The organism is Nocardia mexicana NBRC 108244, from assembly GCF_001613165.1.
Classification (GTDB): Bacteria; Actinomycetota; Actinomycetes; order Mycobacteriales; family Mycobacteriaceae; genus Nocardia; species Nocardia mexicana.
Genome location: NZ_BDBV01000074.1, coordinates 1 through 20,111, shown reverse-complemented (window position 1 = coordinate 20,111; position 20,111 = coordinate 1). Strand labels below are relative to the sequence as shown.

The 20,111-nt window shown below is 69.1% G+C and carries 17 protein-coding genes; 7 read left to right on the top strand and 10 right to left on the bottom strand.

The window, feature by feature from the left end; translation table 11 throughout:
• Window positions 1-10: 10 nt before the first annotated feature.
• From NM1_RS27660 to NM1_RS27650, 4 genes are all read right to left on the bottom strand, one after another.
• Entirely contained in the window at window positions 11-4,531 is a 4,521-nt protein-coding gene (locus tag NM1_RS27660) for an alpha-(1->3)-arabinofuranosyltransferase domain-containing protein (RefSeq protein ID WP_373864073.1), read from the bottom strand.
• Window positions 4,512-4,682, bottom strand: coding sequence for a DUF2613 domain-containing protein (locus tag NM1_RS41545; protein WP_084520114.1), 171 nt, complete (start codon window positions 4,680-4,682; stop codon window positions 4,512-4,514). Before NM1_RS41545 ends, NM1_RS27660 begins: the two co-directional genes overlap by 20 nt.
• A gap of 257 nt (window positions 4,683-4,939) precedes the next feature.
• On the bottom strand, window positions 4,940-6,031 hold the full coding sequence (locus NM1_RS27655; RefSeq protein ID WP_068026102.1) for an isochorismate synthase: 1,092 nt from the start codon (window positions 6,029-6,031) through the stop codon (window positions 4,940-4,942).
• A gap of 108 nt (window positions 6,032-6,139) precedes the next feature.
• Complete coding sequence (locus tag NM1_RS27650; RefSeq protein WP_068026099.1) at window positions 6,140-6,625, bottom strand: universal stress protein; 486 nt, start codon at window positions 6,623-6,625, stop codon at window positions 6,140-6,142.
• 347 nt (window positions 6,626-6,972) lie between these two features.
• Here NM1_RS27650 and NM1_RS27645 point away from each other — a divergent pair, with 347 nt between their 5' ends.
• The 3 genes from NM1_RS27645 to NM1_RS27635 all read left to right on the top strand — a co-directional run bounded on the left by NM1_RS27645 (window position 6,973) and on the right by NM1_RS27635 (window position 9,377).
• On the top strand, window positions 6,973-7,419 hold the full coding sequence (locus NM1_RS27645) for a hypothetical protein (protein WP_147289063.1): 447 nt from the start codon (window positions 6,973-6,975) through the stop codon (window positions 7,417-7,419).
• A gap of 6 nt (window positions 7,420-7,425) precedes the next feature.
• Complete coding sequence (locus tag NM1_RS27640) at window positions 7,426-8,763, top strand: ADP-ribosylglycohydrolase family protein (protein WP_084520113.1); 1,338 nt, start codon at window positions 7,426-7,428, stop codon at window positions 8,761-8,763.
• A gap of 140 nt (window positions 8,764-8,903) precedes the next feature.
• Complete coding sequence (locus tag NM1_RS27635; protein WP_068026092.1) at window positions 8,904-9,377, top strand: hypothetical protein; 474 nt, start codon at window positions 8,904-8,906, stop codon at window positions 9,375-9,377.
• Between the two features lie 54 nt (window positions 9,378-9,431).
• On the opposite strand, the gene NM1_RS27630 is transcribed toward NM1_RS27635, so the two are convergent.
• The 3 genes from NM1_RS27630 to NM1_RS27620 form a co-directional block, all read right to left on the bottom strand.
• Complete coding sequence (locus NM1_RS27630; protein WP_068026089.1) at window positions 9,432-9,851, bottom strand: type II toxin-antitoxin system VapC family toxin; 420 nt, start codon at window positions 9,849-9,851, stop codon at window positions 9,432-9,434.
• Between the two features lie 2 nt (window positions 9,852-9,853).
• Window positions 9,854-10,060, bottom strand: coding sequence for a hypothetical protein (locus tag NM1_RS27625; protein WP_068026304.1), 207 nt, complete (start codon window positions 10,058-10,060; stop codon window positions 9,854-9,856).
• Between the two features lie 121 nt (window positions 10,061-10,181).
• Complete coding sequence (locus NM1_RS27620; protein WP_068026086.1) at window positions 10,182-11,522, bottom strand: acetyl-CoA C-acetyltransferase; 1,341 nt, start codon at window positions 11,520-11,522, stop codon at window positions 10,182-10,184.
• A 229-nt stretch (window positions 11,523-11,751) separates the two neighbouring features.
• On the opposite strand from NM1_RS27620, the gene NM1_RS27615 reads away from it, so the two are divergent.
• Together NM1_RS27615 and NM1_RS27610 are read left to right on the top strand one after the other, a co-directional pair.
• Window positions 11,752-13,113 (top strand): 3-oxoacyl-ACP reductase, encoded by a 1,362-nt coding sequence (locus tag NM1_RS27615; protein WP_068026083.1) that lies wholly within the window; start codon window positions 11,752-11,754, stop codon window positions 13,111-13,113.
• A gap of 10 nt (window positions 13,114-13,123) precedes the next feature.
• On the top strand, window positions 13,124-13,984 hold the full coding sequence (locus tag NM1_RS27610) for a MaoC family dehydratase (protein ID WP_068026079.1): 861 nt from the start codon (window positions 13,124-13,126) through the stop codon (window positions 13,982-13,984).
• 141 nt (window positions 13,985-14,125) lie between these two features.
• On the opposite strand, the gene NM1_RS27605 is transcribed toward NM1_RS27610, so the two are convergent.
• Complete coding sequence (locus NM1_RS27605; protein ID WP_068026076.1) at window positions 14,126-14,701, bottom strand: TetR family transcriptional regulator; 576 nt, start codon at window positions 14,699-14,701, stop codon at window positions 14,126-14,128.
• A 156-nt stretch (window positions 14,702-14,857) separates the two neighbouring features.
• Between NM1_RS27605 and NM1_RS27600 the strand changes: the two genes are divergently transcribed.
• Window positions 14,858-16,282: an alpha/beta fold hydrolase gene (locus tag NM1_RS27600; RefSeq protein ID WP_068026073.1), complete on the top strand. Its 1,425-nt coding sequence runs from the start codon at window positions 14,858-14,860 to the stop codon at window positions 16,280-16,282.
• Window positions 16,283-16,403: 121 nt separating this feature from the next.
• Here the strand turns inward: NM1_RS27600 and NM1_RS27595 are convergent, their stop codons facing one another.
• Together NM1_RS27595 and NM1_RS27590 are read right to left on the bottom strand one after the other, a co-directional pair.
• Window positions 16,404-17,003 carry a TetR/AcrR family transcriptional regulator gene (locus NM1_RS27595; RefSeq protein ID WP_068026070.1) on the bottom strand — a complete coding sequence of 200 codons (600 nt, stop codon included), beginning with the start codon at window positions 17,001-17,003 and terminating at the stop codon, window positions 16,404-16,406.
• 111 nt (window positions 17,004-17,114) lie between these two features.
• Complete coding sequence (locus NM1_RS27590; protein ID WP_068026067.1) at window positions 17,115-18,269, bottom strand: glycoside hydrolase family 3 N-terminal domain-containing protein; 1,155 nt, start codon at window positions 18,267-18,269, stop codon at window positions 17,115-17,117.
• 457 nt (window positions 18,270-18,726) lie between these two features.
• Between NM1_RS27590 and NM1_RS27585 the strand changes: the two genes are divergently transcribed.
• The gene (locus NM1_RS27585; RefSeq protein WP_114699722.1) at window positions 18,727-19,998 is read left to right on the top strand and encodes a hypothetical protein; all 1,272 of its coding nucleotides are present in this window, start codon (window positions 18,727-18,729) and stop codon (window positions 19,996-19,998) included.
• Window positions 19,999-20,111: the final 113 nt, after the last annotated feature.

The following is a 20,111-nucleotide window of genomic DNA, read 5'->3' as shown; positions in this document are numbered from 1 at the left end:
CGGGGGCAGGTCAGGTGCGATCACGTGACGGAAGGGCGGCGACGCCGACGGCGACGACGGCGAGCAACGCGGGCAGCTGCGCCCAGATCGAGCCGCCCATATAGCCCTCGGGCGACCGCCACGGGCCGGTGGACAGCGCGGCCATCGAGGCCGCCGCACCGATCCCCGCCACGGCGACCAGCACTCGCGGAACGATCCGACCGCCGAAGTACGCGGCGACGAGACCCGCTGCCGTGGCGGCGATTCCGACCGGCCCCGCGATAAGGAACGTGGCCAGCCCGAGGCCGATCGCGCCGAAGGCACGGCTGTTCCACGTGCGCGGAGGGGTATTCGATGATCCGGTGCCGGTATCAGTGCCATGGGACCGAATCGCGCTGCCGCCTGCCCGCTGCGGTTGTGTGCGAGTCGACGGATCGGTCCGGCTTGCCGAGGACGGCGGATTGTCCTTGCCCGCCCCGGGCTTCGGATCGGCAGGAGGAACGCTCCCGAGCCCCGCTTCGTCAGAGTGCCGGCGAACTGTGTCGTCTTCAGGTGCACGCGCGGGTCCGTTTGTGTCTGCGGGTGCGGCATCGCCGGCGGTCGGCATCGTCCCCTCGGAGGCGCTGTCTACCGGTGCTCGTCGTCGCCACGGAATCACCAGGGCGACAAGGGGAACAAGCAATAGCAGCCCGCCGAAGATGCCCAGCCGGTACCAGCGGTCGGCCGGGAATTCGACGGTCACCGGGCCCTTGGCGTCGGCGGGCAGTAACCACCCCTGTTCCCAGCCGTCCACCACGACCGGGTTCAGCGCGCGGCCGTCGGCCGTATGCGCCTCCCAGCCCACATTCGTGCTCAGCGGGAGGACCAGGAGCCGGGTGCCGGGCGGTGCCGACAGCGGCTGCGGGGTGGCGTCGGTGCGGTTCAGGCGCAGCTGGTCGACCGTGAACAGCTCGGTCGGTGCGGCGGTGACATCCACCGGGCCGTTCGGCAGGCCGATCACAGGGTCGGCCGAAACATCCTGGGGCGCCGCCGGATCACTCGAGTCCACCCCGCACACCTGCGCGGGAACCGGTGCCCCGGAACGCAGTTCGGCCGCGGTCGCGGTCACCGCGGTGTGCACGATCTTGCCCGCCAGCGCCACGGTCGGGCCGCGCGCGCAGTCGACGGTGATCGGGCGGTCCGGCGCCGCGGGAGCCGGATAGTCCGGGCCGAGCACCGAGACGTCGGCCAGTCCCGGCGGCTGTTCCTGCGCGAAACCCAGTGCCGTGCGATCCAGTACCGATCGCCAGGTGTTGATGCTGAGTTCGATGCGGTCGGTCACCCGCGGATGCAACTCGATCCGGGTCGGTGCCCCGGGCTCGGCCTCGTCGTCGAGTTCGCGAACCTGCGGTCCGTCACCGAGATTCACCGCGACCGAGGTGGGGCGGGCGGGCAGGTCGCCGTGCGGAGTGGTCACCTCGAGGCCGGTCACCAGGGCCGGTCGCGGTAGTTCGATGGTGAGCGTCGGTTTCGGGCCGGACGGATGGCGCACGGTGTCCTCCGGCGCCGTCCAGCTCGTGCGCGGATCGCCGTCGGTGGCAGCGAAGGCGGATCCGCGCAGGTCGCCGACGTCGGCCTTGCCGCGGGCGATCGGCCGGTCCGGATCGGTCAGCAGGGACTCGAGGGCGGGGCCCGGGCGGGTGCGGACGGTCAGCTGCGGTGTGACATCCATCGGTGCCGGGACGTCCAGCGTGCGTTGGAAGGTGCCCGACTCCTCCGCGCCCAGTCCCAGTCCCTTACTGCATCGCACGCGGTCGGGTGCGTCGAAACAGCTACTGCGGCCGGGGAATTCCTGTCCGAGCGACCAGCCCTGCAGCGCCGTACCGGCCGCCACGGGCGGCAGCACGGTGCGGTGCCGGATGTCCACGGGCGCCGGGGCGTCCCGGTTCGAGTAATCGGTCAAGCCCAGTTCGCTGATGCCGAATTGGCCCCCGGCGGTGCCGCCTTCGGTGCGGGTCGCCATGATCCGCACCCACTCGGTCCGCCCGGGCGGTAGCGATACCGACACCGGCGCACCGGGTTCGGAGATGCGCGCCGCGACGGTGCCGTTGTTGGTCCGCGCCTCGATCCATTTCACCGGGTCGCCGATCGCCGCTGGACTGGTCGTCACCTGCAGCGACCCGGCCTGGATCGGGCGGTCGAGGGTGAGCCGAAGCCATTGTCCGACAGCATGTTCGGCGCTGTTGCTGAACCAGGCCGTGGAGGTGTCGCCGTCGACGACCGCGGCCGTGGAACCACCCGGCGCGGCGCCCCCGAGCTGCGTCGCGTCGGCGGCGGAGGTGGACGCGGTCACGGTGGCGCCCGACCATTCGCCCTCCACCAGCGGTGCGCCGGGGACCGGGTAGTCGGGCACCAGGTTGTGCGTGCGCCGGGCATCGGTCGGTGCCCGCAGCGCCGAGGCGTGATTGTCGACGCGGCCGAAGTCGGCCTCCCGGTCCATCGGGGTGTCGGTCACGGTCATCGCGCCGCCCGGCAGTCCGGCGCGCGCGGCATCGGAGGCGAGCAGCGCGGGCCCGGAGGCGGCAGCGTCGGTGCGCCGCAACCGTTCCAGCGCCTCGGGCCCGCCCTGCACCACCGGTACCGAATCGAGCGGCACCGTGTAGGCGCCGGGGAACGACGACGGCGCGCCCGGTCCGCTGCGGATGTGTTCGGGCGTGCCGGGCGGCGCGGCACCGACCCGATAGATCTCGACCGCGGGATAGGCCGGGCGCAGATCGCCGTCGGCGATGAGGCCGTCGCCGCGCCCGATCTCGACCTTCTCGCCGAACTCGGCCACCTTCGTCAGTCCCGGCGAGCCCTCGACCGCCTGGTGCGCGAGCATCGGCCGGGTGGAGCGCGAGGTCTCGGGGTCGAGATCGTTGCGCAGCACCAGGATTCCGATGCCCTGCGCGATCAGGGTCGGCGCCAGCCCGGTCGACGGCCGCCCGTCGGCGATCAGGCGCTGCACCGAATCCAGGGACCGGATCGCGCCCGGCGGGGTCAGCGGGACCGAATCACGCACCGCCCACGGGGTACGCGCCAGCGCCTGCAGCGGTTCGTCGCGGGTCAATCCCCAGATCTGGCTGCCGAACGGCGCACCGGGGGCGACGAGGGCGCGAGTGTCGGAGGCGTTGTGCGCCAACCAGTCCGCGGTCTGCTGCCAGTACGACGGGACCTGGTCGTAGGCGCCGCGCGGCGCCAGCTTGCCGGTCCAGGCCAGCGAGGTCGACAGGGTCAGGGCGGCCAGGATCAGCGCCGCGACGGCCACCATCCGGTCCCGTTCGGGATGCGCGAAGGCCCTGCGCCACACCGGCATCGGCACCGAGGCGGGCAGCGGGACCCGGCGCAGCAGATGAGCCAGCCCGACCACCAGCGGGATGCGGATCAGCGGCTCCAGCTTGTGCACGTTCCGCAGCGGCGCGCCGCCCGCGTCCAGGAAGATCCGCACCTGCTCGGCGAACGGCCCGCCGAGTTCGCCCACGTAGCCGGCGCAGATTCCGACCAGTCCGACGATCAGGATGATCGTGAACCGCCCCCGGCACGGCATGGATCGCAGGGCCAGCCCGGCCAGCCCGGCCGCGGCCAGCAGCCCGGTGGCCAGGACCGCGGCGGGCTGGGTCACCAGTACCGCACCGGCGATGCGCTCCGGCGACACGAACGGCGTCCAGCTGTCGGTGCCGCGCAGCACCTCGCTCAGCGACGCCCACTGCGTGGTCACCCCGGAGGATTCGATGTAGTCCAGGAACGGCGGGCTCACCCGGCCGAGCAGCAGCAGCGGCACCGCCCACCAGCAGGTGGCCAGGACCAGCAGCGGGATCCAGGTCAGGGTGAACCGCCACCACCGCCGGTCCGGCCGATACGACAGCCACCAGATCAGCGCGGGCAGGAACGCGGCCACGGTGGCGACGGCATTCACGGCGCCCATCAGCGCCAAAGCAAGGGCGCTGCCCGCAGGGGTGCGCGCGATTCCGGTCCTGCCCCGCCGAACCAAGCGCGGTAATCCGATGACGCCCAGCAGCACCCACGGTGCCAGCATCATCGGCAGTGTCTCCGAGGAGATCGACCCGAGCGTGGTCAGGACGCGTGGGCACAGCGCGAAGGCGAGCGCGGCCACGACCCGTGAGCCGCGCGTGCCGATGCCGAGTGCCTCGCACAGCCGGACGATCCCCCAGAATCCGGCCAGGATCAGCAGCGCCCACCAGATCCGCTGGGTCACCCACGCCGGTAGTCCGAGTACATGCCCGAGCGAGAAGAAGGCGCCGTGCGGGAAGAAGTAGCCGTAGGCCTGATTCTGCACCTGGCCCATCGGGGCCTGACTGCTCCACAGGTGCGCGGCGCGCTCCAGGAAGCCCAGTGGGTTCTGCGCCAGATCGTATTTGGTGTCGGCGACGGTCAGGCTGGGTGCCTGCAGAAAGGTCAGCAGGAATGCCGCGACGACGGTGCCTGCGAACCAGCGCCGACCCAGCGGCGCGGTGCGGTCGGTGTCGGCGGGTAGGGCAGCGACGGTCGACGACTCAGCGAGAGCCGTACTCAACGTTGTTCAGCAGCGACGACGACGCGTCGCCGCTGCGGTCGACCTCGGGTCGCGAGTTCTGCGCCATCGCCGTCGTGATGACGAACACGGCGACGACGCCGAGCAGCGCTCCGGCGACGGCGCTCGCAGCACCAGGGACGGCAAACTTCATCGCGGGACTCCCATACATCGACGCAGGCGTGTTCCGAGTCAACCTACAACATCGAGCTGTGTGCGGCGACGGGCGCGGGTGAATGGGACGGGGACCGATGCCCGGGAGGTCCGCCGGGACGTGTCGGCGGCGCTGCCCGGCGTCGCCGGACACAAGCCGTAATCAGATGGCGCTATGTGCTTCGGGAAGGTGAATTGTGTCCGCGTAGACCGGGTCCGGTCCGTGGTGGCGCGCGTGCCGGTTCGGGCGGCCCGTGATCAGTGGCCGGGCATTTCGCAGTGCAGGCCGCCGAGCAGAGTGCGCAGCTTGGCCGTGGTCTCGTCGAGTTCGGTGGCCGGGTCGGAGGCCGCGACGATGCCGCCGCCGCCGAAGGCGCGGATGGTGCGGCCGTCGGCGGACAGCTCGGCGCAGCGGATCGCGACCACCCATTCGCCGTCGCCGCGGGCGTCGCACCAGCCGACCGCGCCACCGTAGAAGCCGCGATCCTCTTCCGTCTCGGTGATGGTCTCCAGCGCCAGATCGGTGGGGGTGCCGCAGACGGCGGGCGTGGGGTGCAGCCGCATCGCCAGGTCCAGCGCGGTGGTGCCGGGGTCGCGCAGGAGGCCGCGGATGGGCGTGGCGAGGTGCCAGACCTCGGTTGTATTGATCAGCTCCGGCCCGTCGGGGACGTCCAGTTCACGGCACACCGGGGCGAGCCGCTCCCGGATCCAGTCGATGACGAAGGCGTGCTCGGCGCGATTCTTGGTGCTGGACAGCAGTTCCCGCGACCGCTCGGCATCGATGTCCGGATCCCGATCGCGCGGTGCCGTACCGGCCAGCGGGCGCAGTGTCACGACGTCGCCGTGGCGGGCGACCAGCACCTCGGGGGTGGCGCCGACCAGGGTGGCGCCGGATCGCCCGGCGGGGGTCAGATCCACGGCGAAAACGTTCGCGCGCGGATGCCGGGCCAGCAGGTGACCGGCCACCACCGTGGGGTCCAAGGGGGCCTCGGCCTCGGCGAGCAGGGATCGCGCGGCCACCACCTTGCGCAGCGGCTGGGCGGCGTCCGACAGCTGTTCGACCAGTTTCGTCACCCGCGCGATATGTTCTGCGGCGCTGGGTAGTTCGGTGATCACCCGGACCGGCGGCAGCTCCGGCAGCGCCGCGGGGCGCCACGGTCCCGCGGTGTGTTCGGCTCGCTCGGGTTCGCACAGCGCCGCGGGTGTGCGCGGGTCGAACGCCAGCGCTCCGACGATCAGTCCGGCACCGTCGTGCAGTGCCTCCGCCGCTCGGCGCGCATCGTCGAAGGTGCGCCGGGTGCCGCTGGTGCGCACCACACCCCCGGGCTGAGCGAGCAGGAAACCGTCCATGACTCCTCGACCATAGTCCGCGGTATCCGAGATGCCCCGGGAGAAGCGATGGAGGTCTCACTGTGGTCACCGGCACCTGTCCCCGGACGGTGCGCGGGAGCGGGGCGCCTACTGCGAGTCGGCCGGGTCCTTGCCCGGGGGGACCAGCAGGATCGGGCGGTGGCAGTGTTTGAGCACCGCCTCGGCGACGCTGGAATGCATCAGCGCCCGGATGCCGGTGGCGCCGCGGGTGCCGGCCACGATGATGTCGACGTTCAGTTCGTCGGCGACGTCGACGATCGCGTTCCAGATCGTGGAGGTGCATTCGGCGGTGCGCGCCTCGGCGTTGAGCCCGGACAGCTTGGCCAGCCGGACGCCCTCGGCGTTGATGTGCTTGGCGTCGACGTAGGCGACGTCCTCGATCTCCTCGTCGGGTAGCCATTCGGGTTGCATCACCCCCGAGAGCCCCGACATTCGCGCGGCCTGGCGCACCATCGGCTCCCAGGCGGTGAGCACCACCGCTCTGGTCGCGGACAGGAACCGGCCCGCGTACTCGACGGCCCGCTTCGCGTTCTCGGAGCCGTCGTAGGCAATGAGCATCGTGTCGCAGGGCATAGCGAACCTCCCGGGTTCCGGTGCCTCGGCCTATGCCAGCGAGAGTACCCCGCCGGACCTCCCGAAACGCGGATGTCGAGGATGCTTTTGCGGGATGTTTTCCGGGGGGATTGTGATCGTTCGACCGGTCCGTTGCGCGCCGCGGCCGACCTATTCGTACCGAACAGTTTGTGGCACAAGGATTTCAAACCGTTCGTTCGCTATAACCCCTCTATGCAGCCGTATCTGACAATTTGCGCATGATTCACCGAAACCACTGATCCCGCCCCGCTTTTCGGTCTTCACTGGAAGATCCCACGACCGTTACCGGTTGCCGGGGCCGGGTATCGAACCGAATGAGGTTGATCTTGCGGTTGGAAGAACTTGCCACTCCTCAGGATTGGGCACAGGCGTATAGGTCGCTGTTCGGACTGCCGCGCGTGCATGTCACCTCGCCCGGGTTCGTCGTACTACCCCTGCTCGACTCGATTGCCGCGGTGAACACCCCCGAACCGCTGGGCGCGCTGATTCTCGGCGAACTGACGGTGCGCGGGATACCGGGCCCGGTGCTGGTGCGCGACCGACCGGCCCGCCGGACGTTCCTCGCGGTCTTCGATGGGTATCCCTCTCTGGAATGTACCGTCCAACTGGAGCGCCACGGCGTGGACATCGGCCCGCATCGCAGCAACGTCATCCTGCCCACCGGCTTCGGCCGGCACACCCACGAGGGACGCTGGTGGGCGCGTGCGCCACAGCGGGACGAGTCGCTGCCGTTGCTGTCGGAGGTCGTCGCGGTGGTCACCACGATCCTGTGAAAGATCATGGAACCGATCGAATCGGCCTTCTTCGGCCATCCCGAAGGGGATCCGCGCGCCCTGCTCTATTTCGAATGGCTGCAGCGGAGCGAATCAGGTTATATCGTCGACGATTTCGCGGAGGAAGTCCGCGATCTCACCCACACCCCGACCCCCAATCCCGCGGCGTGCTGGCAGCTGCTCGATCGCGTCGAATCGGCGCCGCGCGATCCGGCGTGGCCGTACGACGAAATCGGGGAAGCTGCTACACCGCAACAAATTCCGAGCCCGTCGCAGTCGGGGAACAGGCTCTACGATCGCATTCTCGGAGGCTGGCTGGGCCGGTGTGTCGGCTGCACGCTCGGTAAGCCGCTGGAAAACGGATTCCACTGGACCCCGCAGCTGATTCGCTCCTATCTGGAACGCGCCGACGCCTATCCGCTGACCGATTACGTGCCGGTGCTCGATCCGATGCCGGACGGCTACCGGCTGCAGCGCAGTTGGCCGGAGTCCACCCTGGGCCGCATCGACGGCTGCCCGCGCGACGACGACCTCGACTACACCGTCCTCGGCCTGCACCTGCTGGAGCACTGCGGCGCCGAGTTCACCGCCGCCGAGGTCGCCACCGAATGGCTGGCGCGCCTGCCGTTCCTGCAGACCTACACCGCCGAGCGGGTCGCTTACCGCAATCTCATCGACGGCTGGCAACCGCCGGCGACGGCCCGGCACCGCAATCCCTACCGCGAATGGATCGGGGCGATGATTCGCGCCGACATCTACGGCTACGTCTGCCCGGACGACCCGGTGCGGGCGGCCGCGCTGGCCGCCCGGGATGCCTCGATCTCGCATACCGGCAACGGGATCTGGGCGGCGATGTGGGCCGCCGCGCTGGTATCCGCCGCCTTCACCGCCTCCGATCCGGCCGCCGCGATAACCCTTGCGCAGCAGGTGATTCCGGAGCGCTCCCGACTCGCCGTCGCGCTGTCCCAGGTGATCGAGGACCACCGGCGCGGCATCGACTGGGAGTCGGCGATGCAGTCGGTGCACACCCGGCACGGGCATTACAACTGGGTGCACGCCATCGGTAACGCCTGCCTCGTGGCGTGCGGATTGCTCTGGGGCGAAGGAGATTTCACCAGAACCGTGGCGCTCACCGTGCAGGGCGGCTGGGATACCGACTCCAACGGCGCCACGGCCGGTTCCGTGGCCGGGGTACTGCTGGGCGCCGAGGCGATACCCGACCGGTGGACCGCGCCCCTGCACGACCACCTGCGCAGCGCCGTCTCCGGCTGCGACGGCCTGAGCGTCTCCGACCTCGCCCGCCGCACCTTCGACCTGGCCCGCCAGCACGTGGTGTGCGGATGAGTGCGGGCGAGCCGCGGTACGGCGCTGATAAGCCAGATCTCAAGCGCCACTGCCTATTCCAGGTGAAGGTCCGTTGACATGCCGCGCTCGTGTGTGCCAGGCTCTGCCTGTTCGGTGCCGCACTGACACGAGGGGGATCCATGAATCTACGTCCGATATCGGCATGTCTCGCCGCCACGGCGATCGTTCTGGGAGCGGGCGTGGCCCTGGGCGCCGGATCGTCATCGGCGCGTCCCTTCGGGCTGGCCGGCTGCGGCGCACAGCCCGAGGACAGCCGGATGGTGACGACATGCGGCAACGACGACGATGCCCCGGCCTCCGGATACATGCAGGCGCTGTGCACCAACCTGCGCATCTTCTGGTCCACCTACACCCTCGAGCCCAACTCCACCCAGCAGTTCGTCGAGGACTGCGGCCCCGGCGCACACCCGATCCTGTGGAATGCCCAGGCGCAGACCCTGTGGCAGCGTCAACAGCAGGATGAGTGGAACCGCGAGCAGGACGATTACTGGCAGCGCCAGCAGTGGCAGCGCGACCAGGACCGGCAGAACCGCCAACTGGCCTGCCCCCCGGGAACAACCCCCGGCACCATGAACGGCGGCACCCTCTGCTGATCAGCCCACGGGCTTGTCCGTGCGATCTCGACGGCGTCCCAATCCGGCCCCTCGTCAGGGCAACAGTGTCAGCGCCTGCACGTGCCGAGGTCTTACAACTGTGAAGTGCCGGTGGTCGAGGGTTGCTACCTCGGTGATCCCCAATCGCTCCGCGACCGCGATGACGATCGCATCACACGTTCCGAGTGGAAGGTCCGCGTACTTTTCGACCAGTTCCGCAGTGCGTCGGTAATCCTCGCCGATCGGGTCCAGCGCGGTGAAATCTCCGGCCGCCAGCGACCTGAGGAGTGCGGCCTCGGTTCGCGGACCGGCCAGATTTCCGAGAAGGTAGCCGACCTCTCCAAGTACCGGAGTTGGCACGAGCATCGGCCGATTCGCCAGATGCAGGCTTGTAAAAAGTTCAGCGCAGGCGTGGTAGTCGGGATCTTTCGTGAATGCCGCGGCGACCAGCGGGCCGGTATCGCAAACGATCATTTTCAGTGGCCGAAGCCGTCGCGCAGCAGCTCCTCGCTTCGCGCGCCGTAAGCCGTACCGTCCCCCTCCGCACTGCCGAACCACGCAGGGGGCCACGTGCGCTCCGTGGCAACGTGCAGATGCCTACGGACGTCCGCCAGCACCTGCGGCACCTGGTCTTCAGGAAGCTCTTCCACCAGGCGCTTCAGTTCGTCACGCTCAGCGCTCACGATTTCACGATAATGCACCACTGAGATTCGAGGCAGGCACGAGGCCGGATGGATGGCCCTTTCGTACAAGAAGGGCGGCACCCGGTTCGTGGTTCACGAACCGGGCACCGCCCTTCGAGACTCAGCGCTCCAGGATTGCCACTACGCCCTGGCCGCCTGCGGCGCAGATGGAGATCAGGGCGCGGCCGGAGCCCTTCTCCGCCAGCTGCTTGGCGGTCGAGGCGATGATGCGGCCGCCGGTCGCGGCGAAGGGGTGGCCCGCGGCCAGCGAGGAGCCGTTGACGTTGAGCTTGCTGCGGTCGATCGAGCCGAGCGCGCCGTCCAGGCCGAGCCGCTCCTTGCAGTACTGGTCGGACTCCCAGGCCTGCAGGGTCGCGAGCACCACGGAGGCGAAGGCCTCGTGGATCTCGTAGTAGTCGAAGTCCTGCAGGGTCAGGCCGTTGCGGGCCAGCAGGCGCGGCACCGCGTAGGTCGGCGCCATCAGCAGGCCGTCCGGGCCCCACACGTAGTCGACCGCGCCGACCTCGCTGTCGACCAGGTAGGCCAGCGGCTTCAGGTTGCGCTCGGCGGCCCACTCCTCGCTGCCCAGCAGCACCGCGGACGCGCCGTCGGTGAGCGGGGTGGAGTTGCCCGCGGTCATGGTCGCGTCGCCGAGCTTGTTGCCGAACACCGGCTTCAGCGTCGACAGCTTCTCGATGGTCGAGCCCGGGCGCAGGTTGTCGTCGCGGGTCAGGCCCAGGAACGGGGTGATCAGGTCGTCGAAGAAGCCGCGGTCGTAGGCGGCGGCCATATTGCGGTGCGACAGGTAGGCCAGCTCGTCCTGCGCCTCGCGGGCGATGCCGAACTCCTTGGCGGTGATGGCGGCGTGGTCACCCATCGACAGGCCGGTGCGCGGCTCGGCGTTGCGCGGGATCTCGATGCCCACCATCGAGGGACGCAGCCGGCCGACCAGCTTCACGTAGTCGGAGTTCTTCTTGGCGCGGTTGGCGTCGAGCATCCACTCGCGCATGGGCTCGCTCACGCCGATCGGCGCGTCCGAGGTGGTGTCGGTGCCGCCGCCCACGCCCGCATCGATGCGGCCCAGCGCGATCGCGTCGCCGACGGTGACGATCGACTGCAGGCCGGTGCCGCAGGCCAGCTGCAGGTCGTGTGCCGGGGTGTAGGGCGACAGCTCGCTGCCGAGCACGCTCTCGCGGATCATGCCGTGCTCGCCGACGCGCTTGAGCACCGCGCCGCCGACCACCATGCCCAGCCGCTCGCCCTGCAGGCCGTAGCGGCTGACCAGGCCGTTCAGCGCGGCGGTGAACATATCCTGGTTGGAGGCGTGCGCGTACTTGCCGTCGGAGCGGGCGAACGGAATCCGATTGCCGCCGAGGACCGCGACGGGGCGGGTCTGCTTGGTGTTCTTGGCCCCGCTGCTGTTCGAAGCGGCGGCCTTCGCCGAACGGGCTTTGGTAGTCACTCGAGTCTCCACTCGTCGGATTTGTTCTCGTCGGATGTTCGGCGCTCGGGCGTGGCCGAAAGTCGGCTCCGCACCGATGCCCCTACGCTGTCGGTTTACATTAAACTTACTCTGGAGTAAGTTCGTTGTCGACACCGTACCCCGTAGATGTGCGCAACAACGCTCGGGGCGGCAGGCATGCGATGGTCGATGCAGACGTCCACATTCGACACGAGAAAAGGTAGGAACAGTGGCAGCCAGCAAGAGTAAGGGCGCTCCCAACCTCTACGGATCGTTCATTCACTCGGCCCCCGGTGCGTTCCTGGCGAGCAAGCTGGGACTGCCGAAGCCCGAGAACCTGCGTCGCTACACCCCGGGTGAGCCCGCGCTGCCCGGCCCGGTGCTGGTGGGCGGCAAGGGCCGCGTCGCCGACGCCACCCGGAACCTGCTGTCGGACTACACCTTCGTGGATTCCCCCACGCCGGGCGTGAAGTTCGGCGCGCTGGTGTTCGACGCCACCGGCCTCGGTTCCATCGAGGAGCTCGAGCAGCTGTTCGAGTTCTTCCAGCCGGCCATGCGCTCGATCGCGCCGTCGGGCCGGGTGCTGGTCGTCGGCACCACGCCGGAGCTGGCCTCGGGCGTCGAGCAGCAGATCGCGCAGCGCGCGCTGGAGGGCTTCACCCGCAGCGTCGGCAAGGAGCTGCTGCGCGGCGCCACCGCCAACCTGGTCTACCTGCACCCGGAGGCGGCCGCCGCGGCCACCGGCCTGGAGTCCACGCTGCGGTTCCTGCTGTCCGGCAAGTCGGCGTTCGTCGACGGCCAGGTGTTCCGGGTCGGCAAGGACGACAACGCCGTCGCGGGCATCAACTGGGACAAGCCGCTCGAGGGCAAGGTCGCCGTGGTCACCGGCGCGGCGCGCGGCATCGGCGCCACCATCGCCGAGGTGTTCGCGCGCGACGGCGCCAAGGTGATCGTCGCCGATATCCCGGCCGCCGGTGAGGCGCTGTCGGAGACCGCGAACAAGGTCGGCGGCACCGCGCTCGCCGTGGATGTCACCGCGGCCGACGCCGCCGACAAGATCGCCGAGTTCGCCACCGAGCGCTTCGGCGGCATCGACATCATCGTGCACAACGCCGGCATCACCCGCGACAAGCTGCTCGCCAACATGGACGAGGGCCGCTGGAACTCGGTGCTGAACGTGAATCTCGCCGCGCCGCACCGGATTACCGAGTCGCTGGTGTCCAAGGGTGCGCTGAAGCAGGGCGGACGCGTGATCGACGTGTCCTCCATCGCCGGTATCGCGGGCAACCGCGGCCAGACCAACTACGGCGCCTCCAAGGCCGGTGTCATCGGCATGGTCGACGCCGAGGCCCCGAAGCTGGGCGAGAAGGGCGTCACCATCAACGCCGTCGCCCCCGGTTTCATCGAGACCGCCATGACCGCCGCCATCCCGCTGGGCACCCGCGAGGCGGGCCGGCTGATGAGCTCGCTGTCGCAGGGCGGCCAGACCGTCGACGTCGCCGAGACCATCGCCTACTTCGCCAGCCCGGCGTCGAACGCGGTGACCGGCAATGTCGTCCGTGTCTGCGGCCAGAGCCTCATCGGCGCCTGATCGGAGCATCATGACCCAGACCATTTCGTTGCACGAGCCCCCCAAGACGGGCAGCCTCTACCTGAAGGCCGCCCTCGGGGCCGTCCCGCTGCTCTCGGCGCGCAAGTCGCAGATCCCCGACCGCTCCATAGAGATGAGCGGTCTCGAGGTCGACCCGGACCACCTCGCCGCGTACTGCCACGCGACCGGGCTGCGATTCGGCGATTCGCTGCCGCTGACCTATCCGTTCGTACTCACCTTCCCGCTCGCCATGCAACTGGTCGTCGCGCGCGACTTCCCGTTCGTGGCGGTGGGTGCGGTGCACGCGGAGAACCTGATCGAGCGCACCCGTGAGATCTCGGTGAGCGAGCCGCTGGACATCCACACGCACGTGGAGAACCTGCGCGAGCATCCGAAGGGCCTGCTGGTCGACGCGGTGAGCGAGATCAGCGTCGGCCGTGAACAGGTGTGGCGGCAGGTCACCACGTTCCTGCACCAGCAGCGCACGTCGCTGTCGGGCGGGCCGAAGCCGGAGCCCAAGCCGGACGAGGTGCCCCCGCCGCCGCTGCGCACGCTGCGCGTGGACCAGGCGATGATCCACCGCTACGCGGCGGCGTCCGGCGACCGCAATCCGATCCACATGTCGGCGTTGAGCGCCAAGGCCTTCGGGTTCCCGCGCTCGATCGCGCACGGAATGTGGTCGGCCGCGGCGATTCTCGGCGTCATCGAGGGCCGCGTCCCGGCGCAGACCACCTACTCGGTGAAGTTCGGCAAGCCGATCCTGCTGCCGTCCACGGTCAACGTGTACGCCGACCAGGCCGAGGGCGGCTGGGACCTGTCGCTGAAGAACCCGAAGAAGGGCTACCCGCACCTGACCGCCACCCTGCGCTGAGCTGAACTTCGGTCCCGTCGGGGGACCGAACGAGAAGAGCCGCACGTCTTTTAGGTCGCCGCATATCGAGTCGCATGGGGGATTCGATACGCGACGAAGCCGAAAAGGCGTGCGGCTCTTCCTCGTTGCGGTGGGTTGTGCCTAGACCATCCCGGCGGTGAGGAGATCGAGATTCCGCCGGATCATCGGCCGTAAGGGCCGAGCGGCCGCGGTGTCTCGCCAGGTCTCCAGGGCGACGCGGAAGCCGGTGACGGCCGCAGCGGCGGCGAGCCGTGCGTCGGTGTCGGATCGGTCGGCAAGGAACCCGCCGAGCAGGTGTTCGAAGTCGGCCAGGACCTTGAGATACGCGGAGGCCAGCGACTCGACCTCGGCGATGAGCCGCAGCCGGGCGAGATTCGTCTGCCGGTCGTCGTCGTTGTCGTTGTCGAAGCGGGCCGCGATCACGTCGCACAGGGCGCGCAGCGATTCCGAGAGCGATTCCGCGGCGGGTCGGCCCGGCAGGAAATCGGCCGCCTCGACGAGGTCGCGCCGGAACGGCGACAGCACCACGTCCTCCTTCGAGGCGAAGTACCGGAAGAACGTGCGGCGGTGCACGAGCACCTCCTGGCAGATGTCCTCGACCCGGACCTCGTCGAAGCCGCGCTCGAGGAACAGCCGCAGGCCCGTGGCCTCGATGGTCGAGCGGGTCACCGCCTTCTTCTGTTCGCGCAACGTCATCGACCAACTCCCAACTCCCCGGCCGTCGTTCGGCACCGGGATCAGCTTGCCATATCGCGCCCACTCTTGACATCTGTCACTCAGGCGCATTTTACTGAATTAGGCAAACGCTCATACGGAACACTTAGAAATTCGCTCGCGAAGGGATACGCGCCGATGAACGCAACCGACACCACGGGCCTGATCGATGTGGGTGACCTGCGGCTGTACCACGAACGACGCGGTACCGGGCCCGCGCTCGTGCTGGTGCACGGCGGAACGGTCGACGGCGGCTTCTACGACGAGGTCGCCGATCTGCTCGCAGACGAATTCACCGTCGTCACCTACGACCGCCGGGGAAACTCCCGGAGCCCGGCGCCTCGCCACCGCGGTACCGATATTCCCCAGCAATCCGCCGATCTCGCCGCGCTGATCGACACCCTCGGCGTGGCGCCCGCGACGGTGTGGGCGTCCAGCGTCGGCGCGGTGATCGCCCTGGATCTGCTGTGTCGGCGACCGGATCTGGTGCGGACGCTGATCGTGCACGAGCCGCCGCTGTTCTCGGCTCTGGACGGTCCGGAGCGGGTGATTCGGCAGCTGTCCGACGACACCGCTGCGGCGATCCGGCAGGGCGGTCTGTCGGGCGCGCTGGAGGCGCATGCGCGCCAGGAGCTGGGCGCCGCCTTCGACCGGCTGTCCCCGAAGCGGCGACAGCGGATGTTCGGCAATGCGGAGGTCTTCTTCACCGTCGAACTGCCCGGATTCCTGGCGTCGATGCCCGACGCCGCCATCCTGGCCGAACGGCTGCGAGGCACCCGGGTTCCGGTATTCGCCGCCGCCGCTTCCGATTCCGCCGACGGCTTGCTGCGCACGACCGCGCAGTGGGTTGCCGACCACGCCGGTAACACCCTGCGCGAACTTCCCGGCGGACACCTGCCGCACGTCAGCGAGCCGGTCGCGACCGCCGAGCTGATCCGCTCCCTCGCAACCTCTCGCCGGAATTCCGAAGTCCCTGCAACACAACAAGAAACAGGAGTGATCATGTCCGATCAACAGACAGGCGTCGCGCCGCAGCGGGAGTCGCTCGGCTTCACCCAGCCGCCGGGGCACACCGCATCGGCCATCCGACCGGCCGGTGCGGCGCCTCGCGGCTACGCCGTGCGGGCAAGGGTCAGCGGATTCAATCTCGTACTGCCCGAGTCCTTCCAGCAGACCGAGGTCGCCGCCGCCGACGAGTCCGGGGTGTCGCTGGTGCGGTACGGCATGACCGAAAAGTTCTCCGGGGGTGTCACCGGGACCGGTACCGCCTCACATGTCAGCGTCGTCCGCAAGGACGGGACCACGACGATCACCGGGGTCGAGCGGATCGTCGGCACGGTGGACGGGCGGCAGGGGTCGTTCGTCATCACCGACGCCGCCTACCACGACCGCTACAACATGACGCACGGCCGGTGGACGGTGGTGGAGGGCTCGGGCACCGGGGAACTGGCCGGGCTGCGTGGCGAGGGCGAATTCGACGTCACGCTCGACGGCCCCACCGGCCCGCTGTCGGTCTACAACCTCACCTACTGGTTCGAGGACGAGGACGCGCAGGCTTCCTGACCTGCGTTCCGCAGGGCTTGCGGCGTCCTTCCGGACTCGCAAGCCCTACGCCGAACCTGGTGAACCGCGCTGCCCCAAACACCGATCTCGACGATGCCCCGCGACCGAGTGGGAGAGAAAGCTACTCCGCCTTCTTCTTGCCCGCCAGGCCGCGCCAGGCCAGGTTGTCGAGTAGATCCACGGCCTCGGCGACCTCCACCTCGCCGTCGGCGATCCGGTCGGCGATGGCCTCCCCGGCGCCGATGACCGCGACCGACACGATGTCGAAATTCGTTCCGGGCTCGGCGTACTTCGCGCTGGACTCGAGGAGTTTCGCGGTCAGCTCTATGACCCGCTCGCGGCTGTTGGCGATCTCGGACGCGAACGGTTGCTGGCCCAATGCCTGCCGGTAGAGCACCTGCCAGGACAGCCGGTTGTTGTCCACGTACGACAGGAACGCCTCGAGGCCCGCGCGCAACTGCTCGTGCGGCGTCAGTTTCGGGTTGCCCGCCACCGCAACGGATTCTATGAAGCGCGCGGCCTCACGCTGGATGCTGGCGCGAAACAGCTCGTCCTTGGAGCCGTAGTACAGATAGAGCATCGGCTTGGAGATCTTTGCCTCCGCGGCGATGGCATCCATCGAGGTGTCGTGGTATCCCTTGCGCGAGAACACCTCCACGGCGGCGTCCAGCATCTGCTGTTCACGAACCGCCCGAGGAAGCCGTTTCGTTCCGCCTGCCATCCGCTCTCCTAGACCATGGTGAAACTCTTATCTTACTCCAAGGTAAGTTCGAGGGAAGGCACTTGCCCGCGATTCGCTCCCCACTGCGGGGGATTGCCCGCGTACGGCGCCTCAGCAGTGCATCGGGATGCCCTTGTAGCGCGCCATCCGTAGCACCGAGTCGTCGACCTGCTTCAGCGGCAGCCGCCCTTCGCGCACCTCTTGCTCGAGCCGGTCCAGCACCTGGGTGACCGCGTCGGAGTTGATCCACAGCGCATTGTCGACGCCGGCCTCCAGCGCCGCGGCGACCGCGTCGGCGATCCCCATCCGGCTGGTGATCGCGGCCATGCCGCTCAGGTCGTCGGTGAAGATCGGCCCGTCGAACGGCGCGGCCCCGTAGCCGCTGCCCTGCCGCAGCAGCGACATCACCTGCGGGCTGATGCTGGCCGGCACGCCGGGATCGGTCAGGCCGGGCACGTCGAGGTGGCCCACCATCACGCCCGCGCCCGAGCCGATCAGGGCGCGGTACGGCACGAGATCGACCTGCTGAAGCTGATCCAGCGGCGGCGTGCGGACCGCGCCGGTGTGGGAATCGCCCGAGCCCGAGCCGTGGCCCGGGAAGTGTTTCATCACCGCGCCCAGCCCGGCGTCGTGCATCGCGCGGATGTAGGCGTCGCCGTACCGGGTGACGACCTCGGGATCGTCGGAATAGGACCGGTCGCCGATCACGCTGTCGTCGGGCTGGCTCGAGACGTCGACGTCCGGTGCGAAGTCCACGGTGATGCCGAGGTCCTTCATGGCCCGCCCGCGCGCCACGCTCTCGCGGTAGTAGTCCTCCGCGGAGACGGTCTGGGCGCTGACCCGGGCGGACGGCGCGGCGCCGATGAGGTTGCTCAGCCGCGACACCCGGCCGCCCTCCTCGTCGATGGTCACCATCAGCGGGGTGCGTGCGGCCGCCTTGACCCGGTCGATCTGCTTGTCGGCCAGCAGCGACTGATCGGTCCAGCTGCCGAGGAAGATCCCGCCGATCTGCTCCGACCGCACCAGGCTCTCGGCGTCCGCGAGGCCGTTGACGCCGACGGTCAGCAGTTGGGCGAGCTTCTGGCGGGTGGTGTACTGGGCGAGAAACCCTGCGGTGCAGTCGGGTTGCGCGCTGGTGGTCGCCGCCGTGGTCGAGTTCGGTGGCGCCGCGGTGGCGCTGGAGGTGTCGGCGGTTCGGTTGCCGCCGGAGCAGGCGGTCACGGTGACCGCGAGTACCGCGAGAACGATCCCGGGAACGGTGCGCATGGCATCCGACGGTAGCCGCCCGGGCGACGGCTCGACAGCTCGGGATCGGTGTGTGGCGCCTCCGGCGGCCGACGACCGCGCGAATGTGACCCGCACCGCAATTACCTATATCAAACGTTATCGGTCTGTGATATGCACCATCTATATCTGTCGCGCGAACGGGTGCGGCGATCCTTCGCTGGATCAGCAAAACCTGCTACTTGCAGGCAATTTGCACCGTCCGTCGACTTAACTGCGGCGCAAAATCATCCCATGACTTAGGTAAACGGCTGTAACGAGCATTGGTAATCTTTCGTTAACCATTGAGTCGACCAGCGGTCGGCGTAGACCGTCGGTGCGAGCACGCGCGCCGCACGGTATGGGCCGAATATCGGCACATATCAGCTATTCGATGGCAAATAGCCGTCGTCGTCACTATTTCGACCCCCACAGCGTAAGCGGAAGGCTGAAAACAACCATGCGGATCGGCGCAATGATGCGCGGCGCGGGCCTGGCTCTCGCGGCACTGGTAGGACTCGGACTCGTCGCCGCGGCGCCGGCGTCAGCGAGCAGCGAGGTGGATCGCTATCTCGATCTCCCGCTGGTCAACCGGAACGCCGCGCAGAGCCCGGGCGGCGTCAACCCCGAATTGCCCTATGACCATGCCGAACTCGGCCGTCTGCTGGATCAGGCGCGGGCCGAGGGTGTGGCGCCCACGCGGTATGCCGCGCTGCTGTACCAGTACTGGCTGGTCGATGCGACCGGCAAGGCGGGCATCGACCTGAAGTCCTGGAACCCGCGCGCGGGCGTGCAGGCCAACCGCGACAACCTGATCAAGTCCTACCGCTACTACGAGGATCTGCAGCTGGGCCACCGCGAACTGCAGTGGGCCGGGATGGGCGGCCAGGTGGGCGCCGATTTCGGCGGCGGCCTCATCGACTTCGAGCTGATGGGCAGCATCTACGACCTGCCCGGCATCGCCGACGCGGCGAACACCGTGCTCGGTGCGGTGGAGCAGGCGGCGGGACCGCAGGCGGTGGCCATGTTGCCGAGCGGACTGCGGGCGCTGGCCCAGGCCGGTCCGCAGATCACGCCGGAGGACCTGCACTGGATCCTCGGGATGATCCTGGTGATGCAGAAGAACATCTTCTCCGACCTGATGCCCATGCACGACGCCTACGTCACCGGCGGGCTGCCCGCGGTGGAGGAGTTCCAGCGGGCAGGGCTGTTCGGTGACGACATCATGGACGCCTGGCGCGATGTCGCCTCGGGAGACCGGGCCCGGATCGCCGACGGCAACGGCGCGCTGCTGCGGCGCGAACAGCAGTGGGCGATCGGCAAGCAGTGGGACGAGGTGCGCGCCTACAAGGGGCCCGTCGGCGAGGCCATCACCTACCTCAGCGGTGCGGTCGGTTCGCCGTCCGTCGCCGGCGTGGTGCCGCCGCGCGAATTCCGTCCCGTGCATGTGCCTTTCACCGGGTCCAACGGCCGGCCCATGCAGCTGACCCTGCCGCTGCCGGACTGGAACTGGTCGGTGCTGGACCAGCGGTGGGACTACATCACCGGCCAGCTGCTGCCCAAGTACAAGGACCAGGTCGAAAACAACTGGCCCGCACTGGAAGCCGCCATGCGCGTCCCGTACGAGCAGCAGATGGAATCGCATCGCCCGCTGCTGAACATCCCGCAGCTGCTGACCTCGGCGGCGAACGAACTGAAGGTCGCCCCGGCCACGGCAGGACAGGAGGGCTGAGATGCGTAGACGAAATCTGATCGCGGTGACCGCTAGCCTGGCGATGCTGTGCACCGCCGCGGGAACCGTTGCGGCACAACCGGCCCCGGCGCCGACCGCGCCCGCGGTGGGCA

Excerpts from the sequence above, each read along its gene's own strand:
- NM1_RS27640 (WP_084520113.1), top strand. The coding sequence starts at position 7,426 with ATGGAACCGATCGAATCGGCCTTCTTCGGCCATCCCGAAGGGGATCCG.
- NM1_RS27635 (WP_068026092.1), top strand. The coding sequence starts at position 8,904 with ATGAATCTACGTCCGATATCGGCATGTCTCGCCGCCACGGCGATCGTT.
- NM1_RS27600 (WP_068026073.1), top strand. The coding sequence starts at position 14,858 with ATGAACGCAACCGACACCACGGGCCTGATCGATGTGGGTGACCTGCGG.
- NM1_RS27585 (WP_114699722.1), top strand. The coding sequence starts at position 18,727 with ATGCGGATCGGCGCAATGATGCGCGGCGCGGGCCTGGCTCTCGCGGCA.
- NM1_RS27630 (WP_068026089.1), bottom strand. The coding sequence starts at position 9,851 with ATGATCGTTTGCGATACCGGCCCGCTGGTCGCCGCGGCATTCACGAAA.
- NM1_RS27655 (WP_068026102.1), bottom strand. The coding sequence starts at position 6,031 with ATGGACGGTTTCCTGCTCGCTCAGCCCGGGGGTGTGGTGCGCACCAGC.
- NM1_RS27605 (WP_068026076.1), bottom strand. The coding sequence starts at position 14,701 with ATGACGTTGCGCGAACAGAAGAAGGCGGTGACCCGCTCGACCATCGAG.
- NM1_RS41545 (WP_084520114.1), bottom strand. The coding sequence starts at position 4,682 with ATGAAGTTTGCCGTCCCTGGTGCTGCGAGCGCCGTCGCCGGAGCGCTG.
- NM1_RS27595 (WP_068026070.1), bottom strand. The coding sequence starts at position 17,003 with ATGGCAGGCGGAACGAAACGGCTTCCTCGGGCGGTTCGTGAACAGCAG.
- NM1_RS27610 (WP_068026079.1), top strand. The coding sequence starts at position 13,124 with ATGACCCAGACCATTTCGTTGCACGAGCCCCCCAAGACGGGCAGCCTC.
- NM1_RS27650 (WP_068026099.1), bottom strand. The coding sequence starts at position 6,625 with ATGCCCTGCGACACGATGCTCATTGCCTACGACGGCTCCGAGAACGCG.
- NM1_RS27590 (WP_068026067.1), bottom strand. The coding sequence starts at position 18,269 with ATGCGCACCGTTCCCGGGATCGTTCTCGCGGTACTCGCGGTCACCGTG.